At 63.1% G+C, this 19,000-nt stretch carries 21 protein-coding genes; 5 read left to right on the top strand and 16 right to left on the bottom strand.

Translation table 11 applies throughout. The annotated features are described in order from the left end of the window. Positions 1-13: 13 nt before the first annotated feature. Positions 14-1,222, bottom strand: a complete 1,209-nt coding sequence (locus FJ954_RS27395; RefSeq protein ID WP_140664741.1) for a diaminopropionate ammonia-lyase — start codon at positions 1,220-1,222, stop codon at positions 14-16. 104 nt (positions 1,223-1,326) lie between these two features. Between FJ954_RS27395 and FJ954_RS27390 the strand changes: the two genes are divergently transcribed. Both FJ954_RS27390 and FJ954_RS27385 read left to right on the top strand, forming a co-directional pair. Further along, on the top strand, positions 1,327-1,806 hold the full coding sequence (locus FJ954_RS27390; RefSeq protein ID WP_140664738.1) for an Lrp/AsnC family transcriptional regulator: 480 nt from the start codon (positions 1,327-1,329) through the stop codon (positions 1,804-1,806). Between the two features lie 61 nt (positions 1,807-1,867). Beyond that, entirely contained in the window at positions 1,868-3,010 is a 1,143-nt protein-coding gene (locus FJ954_RS27385; protein WP_140664736.1) for an NAD(P)/FAD-dependent oxidoreductase, read from the top strand. A gap of 14 nt (positions 3,011-3,024) precedes the next feature. Here FJ954_RS27385 and speB read toward each other — a convergent pair whose 3' ends face one another. The 7 genes from speB to FJ954_RS31740 form a co-directional block, all read right to left on the bottom strand. Continuing rightward, positions 3,025-3,834, bottom strand: coding sequence for an agmatinase (gene speB / locus FJ954_RS27380; protein ID WP_140664733.1), 810 nt, complete (start codon positions 3,832-3,834; stop codon positions 3,025-3,027). A gap of 59 nt (positions 3,835-3,893) precedes the next feature. Continuing rightward, the gene (locus tag FJ954_RS27375; RefSeq protein ID WP_140664730.1) at positions 3,894-6,014 is read right to left on the bottom strand and encodes a molybdopterin oxidoreductase family protein; all 2,121 of its coding nucleotides are present in this window, start codon (positions 6,012-6,014) and stop codon (positions 3,894-3,896) included. A gap of 82 nt (positions 6,015-6,096) precedes the next feature. Continuing rightward, a complete protein-coding gene (locus FJ954_RS27370) occupies positions 6,097-7,974 on the bottom strand; it encodes an ABC-F family ATP-binding cassette domain-containing protein (RefSeq protein ID WP_140664728.1) in 1,878 nt (625 codons plus the stop codon). A 133-nt stretch (positions 7,975-8,107) separates the two neighbouring features. After that, positions 8,108-8,560 (bottom strand): MucR family transcriptional regulator, encoded by a 453-nt coding sequence (locus FJ954_RS27365; protein ID WP_140664810.1) that lies wholly within the window; start codon positions 8,558-8,560, stop codon positions 8,108-8,110. Between the two features lie 161 nt (positions 8,561-8,721). Continuing rightward, complete coding sequence (locus FJ954_RS27360) at positions 8,722-8,925, bottom strand: hypothetical protein (protein WP_015318460.1); 204 nt, start codon at positions 8,923-8,925, stop codon at positions 8,722-8,724. Further along, on the bottom strand, positions 8,918-9,844 hold the full coding sequence (locus FJ954_RS27355; protein ID WP_140664725.1) for a DMT family transporter: 927 nt from the start codon (positions 9,842-9,844) through the stop codon (positions 8,918-8,920). The genes FJ954_RS27360 and FJ954_RS27355 overlap by 8 nt, the downstream gene beginning before the upstream one ends. Positions 9,845-9,886: 42 nt before the next feature. Next, positions 9,887-10,720 carry a hypothetical protein gene (locus tag FJ954_RS31740; RefSeq protein ID WP_181177931.1) on the bottom strand — a complete coding sequence of 278 codons (834 nt, stop codon included), beginning with the start codon at positions 10,718-10,720 and terminating at the stop codon, positions 9,887-9,889. A 110-nt stretch (positions 10,721-10,830) separates the two neighbouring features. Between FJ954_RS31740 and FJ954_RS27340 the strand changes: the two genes are divergently transcribed. Then, positions 10,831-11,790 (top strand): LysR substrate-binding domain-containing protein, encoded by a 960-nt coding sequence (locus tag FJ954_RS27340; RefSeq protein WP_015318463.1) that lies wholly within the window; start codon positions 10,831-10,833, stop codon positions 11,788-11,790. A gap of 60 nt (positions 11,791-11,850) precedes the next feature. Here FJ954_RS27340 and FJ954_RS27335 read toward each other — a convergent pair whose 3' ends face one another. Next, positions 11,851-12,363: a DinB family protein gene (locus tag FJ954_RS27335; RefSeq protein WP_140664719.1), complete on the bottom strand. Its 513-nt coding sequence runs from the start codon at positions 12,361-12,363 to the stop codon at positions 11,851-11,853. A 64-nt stretch (positions 12,364-12,427) separates the two neighbouring features. Between FJ954_RS27335 and FJ954_RS27330 the strand changes: the two genes are divergently transcribed. Next, the gene (locus FJ954_RS27330; protein ID WP_140664716.1) at positions 12,428-13,120 is read left to right on the top strand and encodes a glutathione S-transferase family protein; all 693 of its coding nucleotides are present in this window, start codon (positions 12,428-12,430) and stop codon (positions 13,118-13,120) included. Between the two features lie 91 nt (positions 13,121-13,211). Here the strand turns inward: FJ954_RS27330 and FJ954_RS27325 are convergent, their stop codons facing one another. Beyond that, on the bottom strand, positions 13,212-13,484 hold the full coding sequence (locus FJ954_RS27325) for a DUF2934 domain-containing protein (protein WP_140664713.1): 273 nt from the start codon (positions 13,482-13,484) through the stop codon (positions 13,212-13,214). A 292-nt stretch (positions 13,485-13,776) separates the two neighbouring features. Between FJ954_RS27325 and ndk the strand changes: the two genes are divergently transcribed. Continuing rightward, on the top strand, positions 13,777-14,199 hold the full coding sequence (gene ndk, locus FJ954_RS27320; RefSeq protein ID WP_015318467.1) for a nucleoside-diphosphate kinase: 423 nt from the start codon (positions 13,777-13,779) through the stop codon (positions 14,197-14,199). Here ndk and FJ954_RS31870 read toward each other — a convergent pair. The 6 genes from FJ954_RS31870 to FJ954_RS27290 all read right to left on the bottom strand — a co-directional run bounded on the left by FJ954_RS31870 (position 14,162) and on the right by FJ954_RS27290 (position 18,741). Beyond that, the gene (locus FJ954_RS31870; RefSeq protein WP_140664710.1) at positions 14,162-14,449 is read right to left on the bottom strand and encodes an alpha/beta hydrolase; all 288 of its coding nucleotides are present in this window, start codon (positions 14,447-14,449) and stop codon (positions 14,162-14,164) included. The genes ndk and FJ954_RS31870 overlap by 38 nt on opposite strands. 4 nt (positions 14,450-14,453) lie before the next feature. Further along, positions 14,454-14,936 (bottom strand): molybdenum cofactor biosynthesis protein MoaE, encoded by a 483-nt coding sequence (locus FJ954_RS27310; RefSeq protein WP_140664708.1) that lies wholly within the window; start codon positions 14,934-14,936, stop codon positions 14,454-14,456. A 5-nt stretch (positions 14,937-14,941) separates the two neighbouring features. Beyond that, on the bottom strand, positions 14,942-15,199 hold the full coding sequence (gene moaD / locus FJ954_RS27305; RefSeq protein WP_140664705.1) for a molybdopterin converting factor subunit 1: 258 nt from the start codon (positions 15,197-15,199) through the stop codon (positions 14,942-14,944). A gap of 1 nt (position 15,200) precedes the next feature. Beyond that, positions 15,201-15,797, bottom strand: coding sequence for a CDP-diacylglycerol--glycerol-3-phosphate 3-phosphatidyltransferase (pgsA, locus tag FJ954_RS27300; RefSeq protein WP_015318470.1), 597 nt, complete (start codon positions 15,795-15,797; stop codon positions 15,201-15,203). A 98-nt stretch (positions 15,798-15,895) separates the two neighbouring features. After that, positions 15,896-17,980 carry an excinuclease ABC subunit UvrC gene (gene uvrC / locus FJ954_RS27295; RefSeq protein WP_140664702.1) on the bottom strand — a complete coding sequence of 695 codons (2,085 nt, stop codon included), beginning with the start codon at positions 17,978-17,980 and terminating at the stop codon, positions 15,896-15,898. Continuing rightward, the gene (locus FJ954_RS27290; protein WP_140664699.1) at positions 17,977-18,741 is read right to left on the bottom strand and encodes an SDR family oxidoreductase; all 765 of its coding nucleotides are present in this window, start codon (positions 18,739-18,741) and stop codon (positions 17,977-17,979) included. The genes uvrC and FJ954_RS27290 overlap by 4 nt, the downstream gene beginning before the upstream one ends. Positions 18,742-19,000: the final 259 nt, after the last annotated feature.

Here is a 19,000-nt window from a genome sequence, read left to right as displayed (position 1 = left end):
GCATCGATCAAGGTCATGGCGTCGCTCCAGAAAGCACCTTGCCGGCAAGCACATCCGCCGGACTCGTGCCGACGAGTTCGGCATAGCGGCGGGGATCTGTCGCGCCTTCGGTGTTGACGACCAGCACGCGCGAACTGGCGTCGAGGCCAAGCTCGGCCTTGTGATCGGTCATCGCCCGGATCAGCCCGGCAAGGCCGACCCCGCCGCTTTCACCGGCGACGATGGCCGGATCGTTGCCGGCCGGGCGTGCCAGCCGCCGCATCACGGCGATGGCTTCGTCCTCGTCGACGGTCATGAAGGCATCGGCGACGCGTGCCAGCACGCGCCAGGCGACCGGCGAGGCCTCGTAGCATTCGAGCATCGCCATGACTGTCGCCTCGCCATGCGCGATCTTGACCGGATGCCCGGCCTTGGCGGCGCCGAAAACGCAGGCGGCACGGGCGGGTTCCACCACCGTGAAAACCGGCCTGGCTTCGCCAAGCACGATGGCGAGATGGCCGGCGACCGCCGCCGCGATGCCGCCGACGCCGGCCTGCACGAAGACATGGGTCGGCGGTTCGGAGACCTGGCCCAGCGCCTCGCGCACGATCGCCGTGTAGCCCTGCATGACGAGGCCCGGAATGCGTTCGTAGCCCGGCCATGAGGTATCGGAAACCACCGTCCAGCCCTTCTCCGCGGCGACGCGCGCCGCCTGCCTGACCGAATCGTCGTAATTGCCGTCGACGCGGATCATCTCCGCCCCATAGCGGGCGATGGCCGCGACGCGCCCGTCGCTGACGCCGGCATGGACAAAGATCGCTGCCTTTGCGCCGACAAGCTCGGCGCCTTGCGCGACGGAGCGGCCATGATTGCCGTCGGTAGCGCAAGCAACCGTCATGGTCGCCGCGACCGACCGGACTTCGGGCCGATCGAGATCGCCGACATCGACGGAGCGGCCGAGCCGCTTGCTTGCCTCCTCCAGGACCAGGCGGAAGACCGCATAGGCGCCGCCCAGCGCCTTGAAGCTGCCTAGGCCGAGGCGAAAGCCCTCATCCTTGACATGCAAGGTGCCGAGACCGAGTTCGCCAGCCAACGCCGGCAGGGCGTGCAGCGGCGTCGCCAAGTGATTGTCACGGCGGGCAAGGAAACGCTCGACAGTGTCCGCCCCGGCGATGCCGAGGGTTTCGGCATCGGCCTCGTCCAGCGGCTGGCGGTGCAAGGCATGGCGATTGGGCAGGAACATTGGCGGTCTCTCTTTGGGTCATCCAAGACAAGATATTGCAAACCATGCGCAAAAAGCGCCGTAATATGGCTCTCGAAATGCAAGTTTGTTTCGTCAGGAGAGCAATGTCTCGGTCGCCAGCCTCACTCGACAGTTTCGATCTCGCCATCCTCGCCATCCTGCAGCGGGACAACACGACGCCGCAACGGCTGATCGGCGAGGCGGTGAACTTGTCGGCGCCAGCCGTGCAGCGCCGCATCAAGCGCATGGAGCAGACCGGCGTCATTACCGGCAATGTCGCCATTGTCGAGCCGGCGGCCGTCGGCCAGCCGATCACTATCTTCGTCGAGGTGGAGCTCGAGAGCGAACGCACCGAACTGATCGACGAGGCCAAGCGGCAATTCTCGGCGGAGCCGCAAGTACAGCAATGCTATTATGTCACCGGCGAGGCCGACTTCATCCTCGTCATCGCCGTGGCCGACATGGGCGCCTACGAGGCGCTGACGCGAAAACTGTTCTTCGGCAGCAACAATGTGCGGAAGTTCCGCACCTTCGTCGCCATGGACCGCGTCAAGGTCGGGTTGACGGTGCCCCTGCCTGGATGAGCCGGTGCACCCTTGCCACGTTTCTGACATTCTGGATCGCCAATTGGAGGGGGAGGCGCGCATGGGCGAAACCACGAAAGTCGCGATCATCGGTGCCGGGCCGGCGGGCCTGGCGGTTGCCGCATGTCTTCGCCAGGCCGGGCAGGATTTCGTCATGCTTGAAAAGGAGCAGCAGGCCGCGCCAGCCTGGCGGCGTCACTATGACCGTGTGCATCTGCATACGACCAAGCGTTACTCCTCGCTGCCCTTCGTTCCCTTCCCAAGGGATTATCCGCGCTATGTGCCGCGCCAGCTCGTGGTCGAGTATCTCGACGCCTATGCAAAACGCTTCGCCCTGGAGCCCCGCTTCGGCGAAACGGTGCGGGCGATCACCCGGGAGGGCCGCGGTTGGCGGGTGGAATCGACCTCCGTCGCCTTACGCGCTTCGCATGTGGTGATCGCGTCCGGCTACAATGCCGAACCCTTGCTGCCCAGATTTGCCGGCATCGAGGCCTTCAAGGGCAAGACGCTGCACAGCGCCGACTATCGCAACGCCGCGCCTTTTGCCGGCCAATCGGTGCTGGTCGTCGGCATGGGCAATACCGGCGCGGAGATTGCGCTCGACCTGGTGGAAGGCGGCGCCCGACCGACGATCTCGGTGCGCGGGGGCGTTCACATCGTCCCGCGCGAACTGTTCGGCGTGCCGATCCAGATGGTCGGCATGGCGACGCGGCTCGGGCCGCAGCGCATCAACGACGCGCTGTTTCCCGTCATCCTCGATCTGGTGCTGGGGAGGCTGGAGAAGTTTGGGCTCAGACGGCCGAAGCAGGGACTGCTGCAGCAGATCGCCCTTGCGTCGCGCATTCCGGTGATCGATGTCGGCACCATCGGCAAGATCCGGGAAGGTGCGATCAAGGTGGCGCCCGACATCGCCGAAATCTCGGAACGCGGTGCCCGTTTTGCGGACGGCAAGCACGGCGAATTCGACGCCATCCTCTTCGCCACCGGCTATCGGCCGGGCTATGCCAGGTTCCTCGAACCCGGCGTGGAGCCCGGCCCCAGCGGCGTCAATGCCCGAGCTTCGGATCTCGGCCTTTATCTGGTCGGCTTTCACAACGCGGTCACCGGGCTGTTGCGCGAAATCGGCATCGAGGCCCAGGCGGTCGCCGATGACATCCGCCAACGGCAAAACAGGAAAAAGGTGGCCGAAACCCTGCCGGTGTGATCCCAGGCGCGCCCTCAATCCACCACGGGCGATGTCCTGAGCATCATGCCGGCGATCTCCTTCGTCAGTTTGGCGGCGACAAGCGCCGTCATGTTGGAGAGGTCCTGGCTCGGATTGTATTCAACGATATCAGCGGCAACGATCGGCTGGTTGATGCCTTGAATCAGGTTGATGACCTGCCGCGTCGACAGGCCGCCGGGCTCGCGGTGAGAGACACCGGGCGCAAAGGCTGGATCGAGCCCGTCGAGATCCATCGAGATATAAACCGGAGTCTTGAGATCAAGCGTCAGGCTTGCGCCGAAATGCGCGGCCTCCACGACCTCGACGCCAAAGCGCTTGAACTGATCGCGGTGATGGTCGTTCACGGCGCGCAGGCCGATCTGGATCAGCCGGTCGGCTAGCCGTTCCTCCATGATGCGCGCGAAGGGCGAGGTGTGCGAACGCGGATTGTCACCGTAGGCATGATAGATGTCGGGGTGGGCATCGATATGCACGATCGTCAGGCTCGGGTGGCGACGGCGCACCGCGCGCAGCACCGGCCAGGTGATCGCGTGGTCGCCGCCCAGGCTGATCAGCGGGTGGCCTGCGTCCAGGGCGCGACCGACTTCGCTTTCGATGCGCTGCCAGGGATCGCCCGGTTGGGTGAAGTCGATGTCGCCATGATCAACGAAGCGGCCGGTCAGGTCGAAGCCGGTCTCGCTCCATGAGGAGTAAGCATCGCTGGTGAGTTCGCGCCTGATGAGCGGCGGCGCCTTGGCCGCACCCTGGAGATAGGATGAATTCTCGTCATGCGGTATTCCCAGAAGCGAAATCGCGCCAGCCATCGACACTCTCCCATTGCGACGGACGAATTGACATCAGGCGCAATCGATAATCGCGGCCGCTATGCACTCAGCTCTTGCGCCCGGCGCAGCCAGACCTTGTTGTCGTGAAAGGCAGCGCCGCCATAGGGTGCGGGGGCGTCGGCGCCGGTCAGTACATTGATGCCCTCGCCGCGCTCATGCGCGCTGTTCGGCCAGATACCCTCGGCGATCACGACGCCGCGCTTGATGCCGCCGAACAGTCTGGCGTGCAGCACCACCTCGCCGCGCATGTTGCCGATCTCGACACGGTCGCCCTCGGCCAGCCCTAGAGCCGCCGCGTCCTCGGGATGCAGCAGGAGTTCCGGGCGGACCTCCTTGGCCTTCGACACCGGTGTTTCGGAAAAGGTCGAGTTGAGGAAGTTGCGCGCCGGCGAGGTCGTCAGCCGGAACGGATGGGCTTCGTCAGCCACCTCGATCAGGTCGACATGATCAGGAAATTCGGGCAATCGCGCCACCGGGCCGAACAGGCCCATGCTCTTCGGCGGCCGGTTCGGAGCCGCCTGGCCGGTCCAGTCGGCGCGAAAACGGAATTTCCCATCCGCATGGCCAAAGCCCCGGATGAAATGCGCCGTGTCGAAATCCGGCTGCAGATCAATCCACTTCTGCTCTTCCAAGCTGGCGAAGCTGCCCAACCCGCGCTTGCCAAGGATGATGTCGATATGCTGCTGCTCGGTCAGCCCGAAGCCCGGCCTGTCGGCGACACCAAGGCGCCCGGCCAGCTGCTCGATGACGAAATGGTTGGTGCGCGGCCCTTCCGGCGGTTCGATCAGCTTGGGGCCGAGCGTGATGTGCTGGTTGCCGCCGCCCTTGTAGATGTCGTCATGCTCGACGAACATCGTCGCCGGCAGCACGACGTCGGCCAGCTTGGCCGTGTCGGTCATGAACTGCTCGTGCACGCAGGTGAACAAATCGTCTCGCAAAAATCCCTGCTTCACCAGCCGCTGCTCGGGCGCGACATTCACCGGATTGGTGTTCTGGATCAGCATCGCCGTCACCGGCGGTCCGCCATAGAGCGCGTCACTGGCGCCGGTCAGCACCGGGCCGATGCGGGAATGGTCGAGATAGCGGATCGAGGGATCGCGCATGCGCGTGCCCTCGAGCACCTCCTGGTTGAGCTTGAAGATGCCGGAATTGGAATGGAAGGCGCCGCCGCCCTCATACTGCCAGGCGCCGGTGACGGCGGCGATGCATGCCGCGGCATGCATGTTGACGGCGCCGTTGCGCTGGCGGGCAAAGCCGTAGCCTAGGCGAAAATAGGTCTTTTTCGTCGCGCCGACGAGGCGCGCGAAGGTCTCGATCTCGGCGACCGTCAAACCAGTGATATCAGCCGCCCATTCCGGCGTGCGGGTAACGAGATGCGCCTCCAGGCCCGTCGGATCGTCCGTATATTTCCGCAGATAGGCGCGGTCGGCCAGGCCCTCGCGAAACAGGACGTGCATGACGGCACAAGCGAGTGCGCCGTCGGTGCCGGGCTTCAGGACCAGACCGATGTCGGCCTGCTTCATCGTCGCATTCTCATAGACGTCGATGACCACGATCTTCGCGCCGCGTTCCTTGCGCGCCTTGATGGCGTGGGTCATCACATTGACCTGCGTGACCACGGCGTTGGTGCCCCAGATCACCACGCAGTCGGATTTCGCCATCTCCCGCGGGTCCGGTCCGCGCAGCGCGCCTGCCCCCATCATCCAGCCGGTCCAGGCGAGATTGGTGCAGATCGAGCCGAAGAAGCCCGAGTATTTTTTCGCGTGGCGCAACCTCTCGATGCCGTCGCGCTGCACCAGCCCCATCGTGCCGGCATAGTAATAGGGCCAGACCGTCTCCGAGCCGTACTTCGCTTCGGCCGCGTCGAATTTCTCGGCGACGAGATCGAGAGCGGCCTCCCAGCTAGATTCCTGCCAGACGCCCTCGCCCTTGGCGCCCTTGCGCACCAGCGGCTTCAGCAGACGATCGGGATGATGGACGCGGTCGGCATAGCGGGCGACCTTGGCGCAGACGACGCCCGACGTGTAGCTGTTGGCCTTGGCGCCATGGACCCGGCCGATGCGGTTGCCGTCGAGCAGTTCGACCTCGAGAGCACAGGTCGACGGGCAATCATGCGGACAGGCCGAATGGCCGACGCGGAGGTTGGCGTGCTGGTTCATGGTCCCTGTTTAGCGGGTTTCGGGAGTGGCGTGTAGGGCCAGATAATCAGCCAATCTCCCCCTCGTCGGGAGACTACGCATCCTACTCCGCCGTGCCTTCCTCATATTCGGCCGACATGGTCAGCCATTTTTCCTCGTGGCCTGCCAGCGTCTGCGCAAGCTGCGAGCGCTCCTTGGCGAGCCGCGTCGCGGTCGAGGGATCCTTTTCATAGACCGACGGATTGGACAGCTCGTCCTCGATGCCGTCGATGCGCTTGCGGATGCGATCCATCAGCGCCTCGGTGGCGCGGATTTCCTTGGCCAGCGGTTCGAAGGCGGCGCGGCGTGCGGCCGCGTCGCGGCGACGGTCGGCTTTTGACGCCTTGTCCGCTTCGCGCTTGCCACGGCGGTCGCTGGAGACGCCGGTGACCAGCGTCTTGTAATCCTCCAAGTCGCCGTCATAGGGATTGACCGCACCGTCCTTGACCAGCCACAGCCGGTCGGCGGTCGCTTCCAGCAGATGGCGGTCGTGCGAAATCAGGATAACGGCGCCGGGAAATTCGTTCAGCGCATGGATCAGCGATTCGCGGCTGTCGATGTCGAGATGGTTGGTCGGTTCGTCGAGGATGAACAGGTTCGGGCCCTCGAAGGCAGACAGGCCCATCAGAAGGCGCGCCTTCTCGCCACCGGACAGGTCCTTGGCGGGCGTGTTCATTTTCTCTGTCGTGAGGCCGAACTGGGCGACGCGGCCGCGCACTTTCGATTCCGGCGCCTCCGGCATCAGCCGGCGGACGTGCTCATAGGCATTTTCCTCAGGACGCAGATCGTCGAGCTGGTGCTGGGCGAAGATCGCCACCTTCAAACCCGGCGCCACCGTCATGGTGCCGGTTTCCTGCTTCAGACGACCCGACAGAAGTTTGGCGAAGGTCGACTTGCCGTTGCCATTGGCACCGAGCAGCGCGATGCGGTCGTCGGCATCGATGCGCAGCGTCATCTTCTTCAGGATCGGCTGACCCTCGGTGTAGCCGACATTGACGTTGTTCAGCGCCACGATCGGCGAGGCCACGGTCTTCACAGGCTCGGGGAAAGAGAACGGCCGTACCGTGTCGTTGACGATGGCCGAGATCGGCTTCATCTTTTCCAGCGCCTTGATGCGCGACTGTGCCTGCCTTGCCTTGGAGGCCTTTGCGCGAAAACGCTCGACGAAGGATTCCATATGCTTGCGGGCGGCTTCCTGCTTGACCCTGCCCTTTTCCTGCAATTCCTTCTGCTCGGTATACTGGCGCTCGAACTGGTTGTAGCCGCCGCGCCAGAACGTCAGCTTCTTCTGGTCGAGATGAACGATCGAATTGACGGCACGGTTGAGCAGATCCCGGTCGTGCGAAATCAGAAGCACCGTGTGCGGATACTTTGAAACATAGTTCTCAAGCCACAACGTCCCTTCAAGGTCGAGATAGTTGGTCGGCTCGTCCAGCAACAGAAGGTCGGGCTCTGAAAACAGCACGGCGGCCAACGCAACGCGCATGCGCCAGCCGCCGGAGAAGGACGAGGCCGGACGGCGCTGCGCGGCGTCGTCGAAGCCGAGGCCGGCCAGGATGGTGGCCGCGCGAGACTCGGCCGAATGGGCGTCGATATCGGCCAGCCGCATGTGGATGTCGGCGATGCGGTGCGGATCGGTGGCGGTCTTTTCCTCTTCGAGGAGCGCGGAACGTTCGAGGTCGGCCTTGAGCACGATCTCGATCAGCGGGTCCTCGGTGCCGGGCGCTTCCTGCGCCACCTGACCGATCCGCGTATTCTTCGGCAGGCTGATCGAACCCGTCTCGGAGGGAAAATCGCCTGTTATGGCCTTGAACAGCGTCGTCTTGCCGGTCCCGTTGCGACCGACAAGACCGGCCTTGGTGCCGGCCGGCAGGGTGAGCGAGGCGTGGTCGAGAAGCAGGCGCCCCGCCATGCGGAGCGAGAGGTCGTTGATGATAAGCATGGCCGCGCTTTTGCACCGGACATCAACGCTTCGCAAGACCTTGCGGGCCAGTTGGCCGCACAAGGCCTGGAAACGGCGCCCACAACCGCGCCGTCAGAGCCGCGACAGCGCCCGCCGTGCAGTCGGCAAGGCCTCAGGCAGCCGCCCTGCCGCGCTTTGTCGTCTTGGCCACGACTGCCGGCGCAGCGGCCGGCTTGCGGCCAAGTCCCGTCGACTTCGCCAACGCCGACCGGGTCGCGGAGTAATTCGGCGCGACCATCGGGTAGTCCGGCGGCAAGCCCCATTTGGCGCGATAGTCGTCAGGGCTCAAGCCGTAGTCCGTCCTGAGATGTCGCTTGAGCGACTTGAACTTCTTTCCGTCCTCCAGGCAGATGATGTAGTCGGGAAACACCGACCTTTTCGGATTTACGGCCGGAACAAGGCTCGGGCTTTCCACGACAGCCGCACCAGCCAGCTTTCGGACCGAGGCGCTGACGCTGGCAATCAAGTCAGGCAGGCCCGAAGCCGGGAGCGGATTGTTGCCTACATAAGCCGAGACAATATCGGCGGTTAGCTCGATAACGATCTTATCCTCGATATTTGACAATTCTTTCACCCTATTTGCGACAAAGTCGTCTACCCCAGTGAAGACTTTTGTCGATGTATCTCTTTAACCGTGCCCCCAACGGACCCGCCAAGTCCCAAAACGAATCAAGACTTGGCGCCAACTACTTTTATGGGAAATCGACCTCGTGCAAATTAGAAAATCTAATACTTGGATACGGCAGACTTGGTTGAACGGCTGTCAGCCAATATCTCAAGAATACGCTTCCAGCGGGCACAACGCCCGAAATCCTTCTGCTCGATCGCCTTTTCGGCCTTCATCGCGGCGTAAAGTGGTGCCTCGGCGCCAAATTCCTTGATCAGCCAATGCGCTTCCTGCCTGGCGAGACGTTCATTGTCGTCAAACATAATTTTCCGCCTCCGAACGTTCCAGTCCGACCGCGATGCAACTGCCTATGACAAGGACGGCTCCGGCAATGGCTGTCGTCGTCAACCGTTCGCCGGACAAGGTCAGCAGCAGTGTCGAAGCGATCGGCGTGAGATAGGCAATGACAGCCACCTTCCCGCTGCCTCCCAGTTTCAGGGCCCGCGACCAGAAGTAATAACCAAGCCCCATAGGGCCGGCACCGAGATAGAGCCCGAGGGCCAGATCCACGCCGGTGGGCCAGGCGACGCCTTCGCGAACGGACCATATAAGCGTCAAGGCGACGCCAACCAGCGACGATGGCAGCAACAGGCGGTCCGGCGAAGTGGCGAGCCGTCCCACCATCACCGAATAGAAAGCCATGCACAGCGCGGAGCCGAATGCGCACAGATAGCCGGCGAGATCACCCTGAAACCAGGTGCGGTCGCGGCCTCCCGAAATCACCAGCGCGACGCCGACGAACCCAAGGGCCGCTGCAAGGCCCAGCAAAGCCGGACGCCGGGGATTTTCGAAGGCGATCACGACCGCGGCAACCATCAAGGGCCAGGTGTAGGCCACGAGATTGGCTTCGATCACCGGCATCGAGGCGAAGGCGATATATTGCAGCACCATGGTGCCGACCAGACCGATGAAGCCGACCGCGAGCGGCACCAGCGCGGTGCTCGCCGTGATTGCCGTGGCTTTCTCCCGGCTCATCAACCGGATGGCCGCGAAGACCAGCGCGGCCCCTGCAAATTGCAGGAACTGCACCTGCGACACCGGGTGACTGGCCAGCAGGGATTTGCCGACCAGCGCATTTGTCGACCACAACGCCACCGCGCCGGTGGCGAAGACCAGCGCGGACATCGAGCCTGATCCATGCCGAAAGAAGCGCCATGGGGCTCTATCTCTGCGTTCGACCATGATCCTGTCCGAAAACCGGCTCCCTTTCCGGATCATGGATCGTTACCATGAATCCCTGGCCCCACCCGGAACCGGTGCTTCGGCCGGGGCCGGCATCGGATGTTCCGCCTCGAACCGGCGATAGGCCGGCAGCTGATTGGTCCACACGTCCTCGGCCAGTTCATTGACCCATTCGCGGTCGTGATCGTTGTCGGCGGCAAGGTAAAACATCCTGTTGTCGTCGACATAGGGCTTGGCCACGGAGCGCTGGTTGAGCACCAGGGTGACGCGTTCGCCGAACTGGATCGGCGCCGTGCGGTGCAGGACGCCAAGGAACTGCCCGAGCGTCGCATATCTCATCTTGTGATCGATGCGCATGATACGGTTGCGCGGAATCTCGCGGCCGGATTCGAGAATGGCGCGGCCGGTCTCGGAATCATCGCAATAGATTTCGAGATGGCCGCCGACCAGCGGATCGCTGATCGACAGCGGAATGAGTTCGGTGACCGGAACGCCGTCGCAATGCCATTCGACGGCGCCATCCCTGGGATTCATGAAGGTGACGGTCGAACCGACGATCGACAGCGGATAGGGTTCCAGCTTCGTCCCCATCATGTCGGACAGTCGCTCCAGGCGCAACTTGTCGTTCAGCAACTCCTTGATTTCAGGTATGAAACGGTCGGCGCCGGTGATGAAGGTCAGATCGAGATGCTTGTGCACGGCATGGCTGGCCTTGAGCTTCAGGGCGGCCTCCTCGATCGCGGCAAGCAGTACCGGATCATAGCCATGCAGATACTGCGCAACGCCGAAGCTCGACACCTTCCAGGCGGTTTCGTGGCCGATAATGGCCTCGCGGCTCATCGCATAGCGCAATTCGGGTATCGTATGTGCGTTCATTGTACTTCTCCAAGTGGGGGCAAACACTTGGCTAACAGTCGATTAAATTAGCTCCCCCTGTAAAATTAGGAATGCTAGTGCTACCGTAAGCCAAGCTTAAGGTCGAAACCGTGCGTCTGCTCAGTCAGGTCAACCTCAATTCGCTGAAAATCGTGGAGAGTGCTGCGAGGCACGGCAATTTCACGCGTGCCGGAGAAGAACAGTTCATCACCGCATCGGCGGTCAGCCAGCGCGTCAAGAGCCTGGAGGACCAGCTGCGTTTCAAGATTTTTCAGCGCGGCGGCAATGCGGTGTCGCTGACACCGGAGGGCGAGACCTATGTCTCGCGCGTTCGCGAGGCGCTGGAGCGTATCGTCGCCGCCAGCATGGAAGCGACAGGGCAATCACAGGAACATGTGCTGAAAATATCCGTGCTGCCGACATTTGCCGCGCGCTGGCTGTTTCCGCGCCTGCCGCTGTTCCAGCAGCAACATCCCGATATCGTGATGCGGGTTTCGACCTCGTACGCGACGCATGAGTTCACGACTTCCGAATTCGATCTGGAAATCCGCTATGGCGACGGCCATTTCAACGGACTGCCGTCCGACCTGCTGTTTCGGGAAGACCTGACCCCGGTGTGCAACCGCAAACTGTTCCATGAGGTTCTCGGCGACAAGCCCGTGTCAAAGGTGACGCCGGACGACCTCAAGCACTTCACGCTGCTGCATTCCGACACCTGCACCCAGAACTGGCAATCCTGGCTTGGTTTCGCCGGGGCCAGTTTTGTGCTCAGCGAGACCAAAAGCATCTATTTCGACTCGTGCATGATGTCCTACGAGGCGGCCAATGCCGGAATGGGTTTTGCCGTCGCCAACCGTGCCTATATGGCCAGCGACATCCGCGCCGAGAGGCTGGTCGCTCCCTTTGCCGTCCACCATCCGAACACGGCCGGCTGGTATTTCGTCTCGCCCCACAAGAGCCTTGCCGCGCGCAAGGTGCTGCGGTTCAAGCAATGGGTGATGGCGGAAGCGGCTCTGACACAGAGCCAATTGGATGGCGAAGTCACCGGCCTGGCTTCGGCGGCTGTGTGAAAATGCGGCGATAGTCCGCGCCAACCGTTCGCCATCGAATTTAGAACGAAACCATCTGGATCAGGCGAAAGCTCTGCCTTCCTCGGTGCGCTGGAAATGCGCCAGATCCAGCGGCACCGACGGGCGACCCAGGACCGTCAGGATCATATGCGCCTGGCCGCGGTGATGGGTCTGGTGGTTGAAGACATGAGCCAGCGCGGGCGCCAGGCGTTGCGAGACGGTGCGCATGTCCGATACGGTCATATAGGTGAAACGACCCGACAGCGCCTTGTCGCTCAAGCCGCTGAGCCAGTCGATAATCCGCCGGTCCTCGGCCTCGCGCGCTGTCCTCAGGACAGGCAAGGCCCGGTACAATATAGCGTCCAATGTCGTCGGCGCGGCGCCTTCGCCGGTGAAGCGCTTCATCCAGATGCGATCGGCGGCGAGCAGGTGGTTGAGCGTGCCCATCAGCGAGCCGAAGAAGGCGCCGACGTCGCGATTGAATTCCTCGTCGTTGAGATCGTCGGCGGCATCGTAGATGCGGCCATTGGCCCATTGATTGTATGCCGCAAACATCATGAAGTGCTGTTTCATTTTTTCCCGCCGGTCCGTTTCGGGTGTCGGGAGCGATACCTAGACTGCAAAGGAACCCGCGCCAATGACCATTCTGCTTTACGAACTCGTCGGGCGTGACGAGGGCCGCCCGTTCAGCCCACATTGCTGGAAGGCAACAATGGCGCTGGCCCACAAGGGGCTCGAAATGTCGACCGCGCCGACGCGTTTTCTCGAAGTGCCCGCCGTTGAGGGCGGCGTTTCGAAAACCGTTCCGGTGATCCGCGACGGCGACAAAGTCGTCACCGATTCCTTTGCCATCGCGCTCTATCTCGAGGAGGCCTATCCGGATCGGCCTAGCCTGTTTGGCGGCGAAGGCGGCAAGGCGATGGCGCGCTTCATCGAGCGCTGGTCGCAATCGACGATCCACCCTTACGTCACCACGGCGGCGCTCGTCGACCTTCATGCCATGCAAGACGAACAGAATGGCTCGTATTTCCGCCAGAGCCGGGAGCAGCGCTTCGGCAAGCGGCTGGAGGATGTCGTCGCCGCACGCGACGCCGGCCTGGCAACCTTCCGGGCGGCACTGGAGCCGCTGCGCTCCATGTTGAGCTACCAGCCATTCATCGGCGGCGCCTCGCCGCTATTTGCCGACTATATCGTCTTCGGCGCATTGCAATGGGCGCGCATCGCATCGCCGTACAAGTTGCTCGAAGACAGCGACGTGGTGGCGCAGTGGTTCACCCGCTGCCTCGACCTGCATGGCGGGCTTGGACGAAAGGTTGCGGCGGCGGCGTGACGCCGCAAAGGCCTTCTATCCGCAGGGCAGATCGAGCCTGTCAGCCTGTTGCGAAAATCAGGGGCCGAACAGCTGACCTTACTTCGCCGCCTTACTTCGCCGCCTTCTTTGGCTTGCTGGCTTTCGGCTCGCTGGCTTTGGCGACGAGCTTTTCTTGCTTGGGCGCGGCTTTTGCCTTGCTGGCGCCAGGTGCCTTCTTGGCCGGCTTCTTGCCCACCGTCGGCTTCCCCGCGTCCTCCCGGTCTACATCGGCTGCCGCCTGGTGCCAATGGCGTTCGTGCTGACCGGCCGGGTGCCCTTCTTCCTGCCAGATCTGATGTGCACGGTTGCGAATGCGCTCCTGACGATCGTCTGTCATGGTCATGTTGTCTCCATTCGGGCCGACTTCAGCGCGGCGCCGACCGGGCGACTATAGCAAGCAAACCGTTGCTGTGCAGCCGTCTGATGCCGACGGCCGACGGGATCAGCCACGGAAGCACCGACCATTCCGGCCCTGCGCTGTCGCTCCGGGCGTTCGTCGTCTGGAAAGTCAAACAATTGGCTTTCCGAACGCTTGGCGGACCACGCCTCACCCGCTCCTCACCCCTCTTGGCAATCAGCCGGGCGGCTTGTATAGAGCCCGCCACTCTCAATTCGAATTCAGACAAGGACGACCCATGGCGCTCGAACGCACTTTTTCCATGATCAAGCCGGACGCGACGCGGCGCAATCTCACCGGCGCCATCACCAGGATGCTGGAAGAGGCCGGCCTGCGCGTTATCGCCTCGCGCCGGGTGTGGATGAGCCGCCGCGAGGCGGAGGGCTTCTACGCCGTCCACAAGGAGCGCCCGTTCTTCGGCGAACTGGTGGACTCCATGTCCTCGGGCCCGACCATCGTGCAGGTGCTGGAAGGTGAGAACGCCATCGCCAGGAACCGCGAAGTGATGGGCGCCACCAATCCGGCCAACGCTGCCGAAGACACCATCCGCAAGGTGCATGCGCTCTCGATCGGTGAGAATTCGGTGCACGGCTCGGATGCGCCGGAAACGGCCGCGCAGGAGATCAAGTACTGGTTCTCGGATACCGAAATCGTCGGCTGAGCCGACACTGCACGTTCCATGCGAGAAGGCCGGTGTTTCGCCGGCCTTTTTCTTTGCTGGCGGTCAAACTCTCGCGCACGAATCGCAGCACATCGGCATGCAGCCGATCCATATGGGTGTACATGAGGCCATGCGGCGCGCCCTCGTAAACGAGGAAACGGCAGTCCGGAATGAGCCTGGCGGACGGAATGCCCGTCAGCTCGATGGGCGCCGAGCGGTCGCGGTTGCCATGGACGAGCAAGGTCGGCACGGTATTATTCGGATGGCGGCCGCTTCCAGCGCTGGGCTGCCTGGGCATCGGTTTCCTTGGCCTCGACCCAGCCGCCCTCGGAGCCGTCGGTGCGATGTTCCTTCTTCCAGAAGGGTGCACGCGACTTGAGGTAGTCCATGAGGAAGTCCGCCGCCTCGAACGCCGCCTGGCGGTGCGCCGAAGCGGCTACCACCAGCACGATGTTCTCCCCCGGCGCGATCTTGCCATGGCGATGGATGACGGTGAGGCCTTGCAGCGGCCAGCGCTCGCTGGCTTCGGTTGCGATGCGGCCGATCTCGGCTTCAGCCATGCCCGGATAGTGCTCGAGTTCGAGTGCCGAGAGCGCGCCCTGCTCGTCGCGGCACAGGCCTGAGAAGGTGACCACCGCGCCAATGTCGACGCGGCCTTGCGTCAGTGCGGCGATCTCGGCGGCGACGTCGAAATCCTGGCGCTGAATGCGCACGGTCGCTGCCAGGACGCCCGGCATGACTGTCAGCCCCCGGTCATCGGCGGGAACAGCGCGATTTCGCGCGCGCCCGATATCTTCTCGCGGTGGTCGACATGTTCTTGGTCGATGGCAACGCGGATCACGTCGGGATATTGCAATGCGTGTTCGTAGCCTTCGCCGCGCGACCGCAGCCAGCGCAAGAGGTCGGCGACCGTCTCTATGCCGGCCGGCAGTTCGACATCTTCTTCCGGCATGCCGATCCGTTCGCGAACCCAGGCAAAGTAGATGAGACGGGTCGTCATCTCACTCGTCCATGATGTGCTTGAGGCCGGCGCGGAAATAGTCGTAGCCGGTGTAGAGCGTCACGAGGGCCGCGATCCACAGCAGCACGAGACCGGTCTGCGTTGTCAGCGGGAAGACCTTGTCGCCGGCCGGCCCCGCCAGCAGGAAAGCGATGGCGACCATCTGAATGGTGGTCTTCCACTTGGCGAGCTGCGTCACCGGCACCGAGACCTTGAGTGCCGCCAGATATTCGCGCAGGCCAGAAACCAGGATTTCGCGGCACAGGATGATGATGGCCGCCCACAGCGACCAGCCGGCGATGCCGGCATGGCGGTCGGTGTCGGCCGCAAGCAGCAAGAGGCACGTGGCGACCAGCAGCTTGTCGGCGATCGGATCGAGCATCTTGCCGATGTTGGAGGTCTGCTGCCAGGCACGCGCAAAATAGCCGTCGAAATAATCGGTAACGGACGCCAGCAGGAAAATGACCAGCGCCGACCAGCGAGCGAAGTCGCTCGATTTCAGATGGCCTTCGAGAAAAAAGCACAACACGACCAGCGGCACCGCGACGATACGGGCGTAGGTCAGCATATTAGGCAGGTTGAACGCGCGCTGGGCCATGTCTGGTGGACTCTTTCTGCCTGCGTACTCAAATCAGAAGCTGTTGTAGGGGGTCAACAGGCCAGATTCGACTGGCCAGCTGAAAGTGGCGAATTTTTTCAACTTTCGTGGAAATGATTGTAGACCAATTTGGCGACCTGCTCGGAAATGCCATCGACTTTTCTCAGATCCTCGATCGCGGCGCGGCTGACCGCCTTGGCGGTTCCGAATGCCAGCAGCAGGGCGCGCTTACGGCCGGGGCCGATGCCGGCGATTTCATCGAGCGGGCTCTTGACCATCTCCTTCTTGCGGCGGGCCCGGTGCGAGCCGATGGCGAAGCGGTGGACCTCGTCGCGCAGCCGCTGGACGAAATAGAGCACGGGGTCGCGAACCGGCAATGAAAACGAGTCCCTGCCCCTGACGAAGAAACGCTCGCGGCCGGCATCGCGGTCCTGCCCCTTGGCGATGCCGATGGCGACGACCCGGTCCTCGATGCCGAGATCCGACAGGATCTTGCGCACCGCCGTCATCTGGCCTTGGCCGCCATCGATCAGGATGACGTCCGGCCATGCCGGGAAGCTGCCGGAAATGTCGTCCTCGATATCATCGCCCGCCTCGGCCGCCATTGCCTCGCCCGCTGCCGCATCCTCAGCCACGGCGACATCGCCATGCTCCTTGAGCAGCCGCGAAAAACGCCGCTCCATCACTTCGCGCATCATGCCGAAATCGTCGCCCGGCGTGATCTCGGTCGAGCGGATGTTGAATTTTCTGTACTGGTTTTTCACAAAGCCTTCCGGCCCGGCGACGACCATGGCGCCGACGGCGTTGGTGCCCATGATGTGCGAATTGTCGTAAACCTCGATGCGCACCGGCGGCTTGGCGAGGCCGAAGGTCTCGGCAAAGCCGGCAAGCAACCGCGCTTGCGTCGAGGTTTCGGCCAGGCGACGGCCGAGTGCCTCACGCGCATTCTGCAGGGCGTTGTCGGTCAGGTCCTTCTTCTCGCCGCGCTGCGGCACGGAAATCGCCACCTTGCGGCCGGCGCGGGTCGAGAGCGCCTCGGCCAGCAGTTCCTGGTCCTCGACGGTCTGCGACAAGAGAATGGCACGCGGTGTCGGTTTGTCGTCATAGAATTGCGCCAGGAACGAGCCCAGGACTTCCGATCCCTCCAGCGCCGGATCGGCCTTCGGGAAATAGGCGCGGTTGCCCCAGTTCTGGCCGGTGCGGAAGAAAAACACCTGGATGCAGACCTGGCCGCCTTCCTGGTGGATGGCGAACACATCGGCCTCGTCGACGGTCGCCGGGTTGATGCCCTGATGGCTCTGCACGTGCGACAGGGCCGCCAGACGGTCGCGATAGATGGCGGCGCGCTCGAAATCGAGGTCTTGCGAAGCCTGCTGCATGGCAGCCGAAATCTCAGTCTTCACCTTCTGGCTGCGGCCGGACAAAAAGTCCTTCGCTTCGGCGACCAACCCGGCATAACCCTCATGCGAAATTTCGCCGGTGCACGGACCCGCGCAGCGCTTGATCTGGTAGAGCAGGCATGGCCGCGTGCGGTTCTCGTAGAAAGAATTGGTGCAGCTTCTGAGCAGGAAGGCGCGCTGCAGGGAATTGATGGTGCGGCCGACGGCACCGGCCGAGGCAAAGGGGCCGAAATAGTCGCCCTTTCGCGACCGCGCGCCGCGATGCTTGTAAATGCCGGGCGAGACATGGTCGCCGGTCAAAAGGATATACGGGAACGACTTGTCGTCCCGCATCAGCACATTGAATCGCGGCCGCAAACGCTTGATGAGATTGGCTTCGAGAAGCAGCGCCTCGATCTCGGTGCGGGTGACGACGAATTCCATCGTCGACGTCTCGCGCACCATGCGGCCGATGCGGTTGGTGTGGAATCTGCCTTGCGCGTAGTTGGTGACACGCTTCTTCAGGCTGCGCGCCTTGCCGACGTAGAGCACGTCGCCGGCGGCGTTCATCATCCGGTAGACGCCGGGCGCATTGGGCAGCCGCTTGACCAGCGTCTGGATCACCTCGGCGCCGACCATGCCTTCGGCGTCGCCCGCATGCGGCGTCCAGTCGATGGCCGTGAAGGCGACATCCGGGCCAACCGGTTCGACGATCTCCTCCAGCGCCTCGTCCTCGAGGTCGATTTCGGGAGGAAGATCATCGGCGCCGCCGCGCGCCTTGTTCTTGTGATCCAAAGGACTCATTTCGCCATGCCTGTCACATCGGGCGTCTGCCATGCAAGATGCTGGCCGCCGTCGAGCGCGATCATCTGACCGGTGACCGAGCGCGCCTCCCAGAGATAGCGGATGGTGGCGCCGAATTCCGGCAATTCCGGGCCGCGCCTCAGAATGAGGCCAGCGACCTGCGCGTCAAAATCCGAATCGTCCTGGCGCACGTTCTTCAGCGTCGGGCCTGGCCCGATCGCATTGACGCGGATGCGCGGCCCGAGCGCCTGGGCCAACATCTGCGTCTGCGTCCACAATGCCGATTTCGATAGCGCATAGGAAAAATAGCGCGGCGTCGGCCGCCAGACGCGCTGGTCGATGATGTTGACGATCAGCCCCTCCTGCCCTTCCGGCAAGGAACGGGCGAAGTTCTGCGCCAACAGCGCCGGGGTTTTCAGGTGAATGGCAAAATGGCGGTCCCAGGCGCGCCAGTCGAAATCCTCGACGGAATCATCGACGAAGAGCGAAGCATTGTTGACCAGCAGCGAGATTGGACCCAGCGCGGCCTCCGCCTGGCCGACGAGGTCGCCGACGGCATCCATGTCGGTCAGGTCGGCCGCAACCACGGCGGCGCGCCCGCCCGACCGGTTGATCCCCGTGGCCAGCGCATCCGCCGCATCGTGAGAGCGATTGGAATGGATGGCGACCGCAAAGCCATGACTGGCGAGGTCCTCGACAATCACCTTGCCGATCCGTTTCGCCCCACCGGTCACCAGCGCCACGGCAGTGGCTTTGCTCATATGTGTCAATCCTCAATTTCGGCCCGAAAACGCGACGCTGGCGAAATATGGCCCGGCATGCGTTAAACGACGTTCGCACCTGGGGCAACATTGTGGCGAAGTGCCCAGTTCGACGTGCCGGGCCCTCTTGGACTCGCAACCGCCGGACCGCAATATAGGTCGCTGGAGTCCTTGCACCAAGCCGCGTGCAGCGCAGCACGAACTTGCTGCTGACATTTCGCTGTTGCGAAGATGCAACGTCAAGGTTCTGCCTCATTCG

Origin of the sequence: Mesorhizobium sp. B2-3-15, from assembly GCF_006442875.1 — a bacterium.
Classification (GTDB): domain Bacteria; phylum Pseudomonadota; class Alphaproteobacteria; order Rhizobiales; family Rhizobiaceae; genus Mesorhizobium; species Mesorhizobium australicum.
This window is presented reverse-complemented; position numbering and strand designations above follow the sequence as displayed.

Bases quoted from the DNA above. Each gene is read 5' to 3' on its own strand.
- FJ954_RS27395 (WP_140664741.1), bottom strand. From the start codon at position 1,222: ATGTTCCTGCCCAATCGCCATGCCTTGCACCGCCAGCCGCTGGACGAG.
- FJ954_RS27390 (WP_140664738.1), top strand. From the start codon at position 1,327: ATGTCTCGGTCGCCAGCCTCACTCGACAGTTTCGATCTCGCCATCCTC.
- FJ954_RS27385 (WP_140664736.1), top strand. From the start codon at position 1,868: ATGGGCGAAACCACGAAAGTCGCGATCATCGGTGCCGGGCCGGCGGGC.
- speB (WP_140664733.1), bottom strand. From the start codon at position 3,834: ATGGCTGGCGCGATTTCGCTTCTGGGAATACCGCATGACGAGAATTCA.
- FJ954_RS27375 (WP_140664730.1), bottom strand. From the start codon at position 6,014: ATGAACCAGCACGCCAACCTCCGCGTCGGCCATTCGGCCTGTCCGCAT.
- FJ954_RS27370 (WP_140664728.1), bottom strand. From the start codon at position 7,974: ATGCTTATCATCAACGACCTCTCGCTCCGCATGGCGGGGCGCCTGCTT.
- FJ954_RS27360 (WP_015318460.1), bottom strand. From the start codon at position 8,925: ATGTTTGACGACAATGAACGTCTCGCCAGGCAGGAAGCGCATTGGCTG.
- FJ954_RS27355 (WP_140664725.1), bottom strand. From the start codon at position 9,844: ATGGTCGAACGCAGAGATAGAGCCCCATGGCGCTTCTTTCGGCATGGA.
- FJ954_RS31740 (WP_181177931.1), bottom strand. From the start codon at position 10,720: ATGAACGCACATACGATACCCGAATTGCGCTATGCGATGAGCCGCGAG.
- FJ954_RS27335 (WP_140664719.1), bottom strand. From the start codon at position 12,363: ATGAAACAGCACTTCATGATGTTTGCGGCATACAATCAATGGGCCAAT.
- FJ954_RS27330 (WP_140664716.1), top strand. From the start codon at position 12,428: ATGACCATTCTGCTTTACGAACTCGTCGGGCGTGACGAGGGCCGCCCG.
- FJ954_RS27325 (WP_140664713.1), bottom strand. From the start codon at position 13,484: ATGACCATGACAGACGATCGTCAGGAGCGCATTCGCAACCGTGCACAT.
- ndk (WP_015318467.1), top strand. From the start codon at position 13,777: ATGGCGCTCGAACGCACTTTTTCCATGATCAAGCCGGACGCGACGCGG.
- FJ954_RS27310 (WP_140664708.1), bottom strand. From the start codon at position 14,936: ATGCCGGGCGTCCTGGCAGCGACCGTGCGCATTCAGCGCCAGGATTTC.
- moaD (WP_140664705.1), bottom strand. From the start codon at position 15,199: ATGACGACCCGTCTCATCTACTTTGCCTGGGTTCGCGAACGGATCGGC.
- pgsA (WP_015318470.1), bottom strand. From the start codon at position 15,797: ATGGCCCAGCGCGCGTTCAACCTGCCTAATATGCTGACCTACGCCCGT.
- uvrC (WP_140664702.1), bottom strand. From the start codon at position 17,980: ATGAGTCCTTTGGATCACAAGAACAAGGCGCGCGGCGGCGCCGATGAT.
- FJ954_RS27290 (WP_140664699.1), bottom strand. From the start codon at position 18,741: ATGAGCAAAGCCACTGCCGTGGCGCTGGTGACCGGTGGGGCGAAACGG.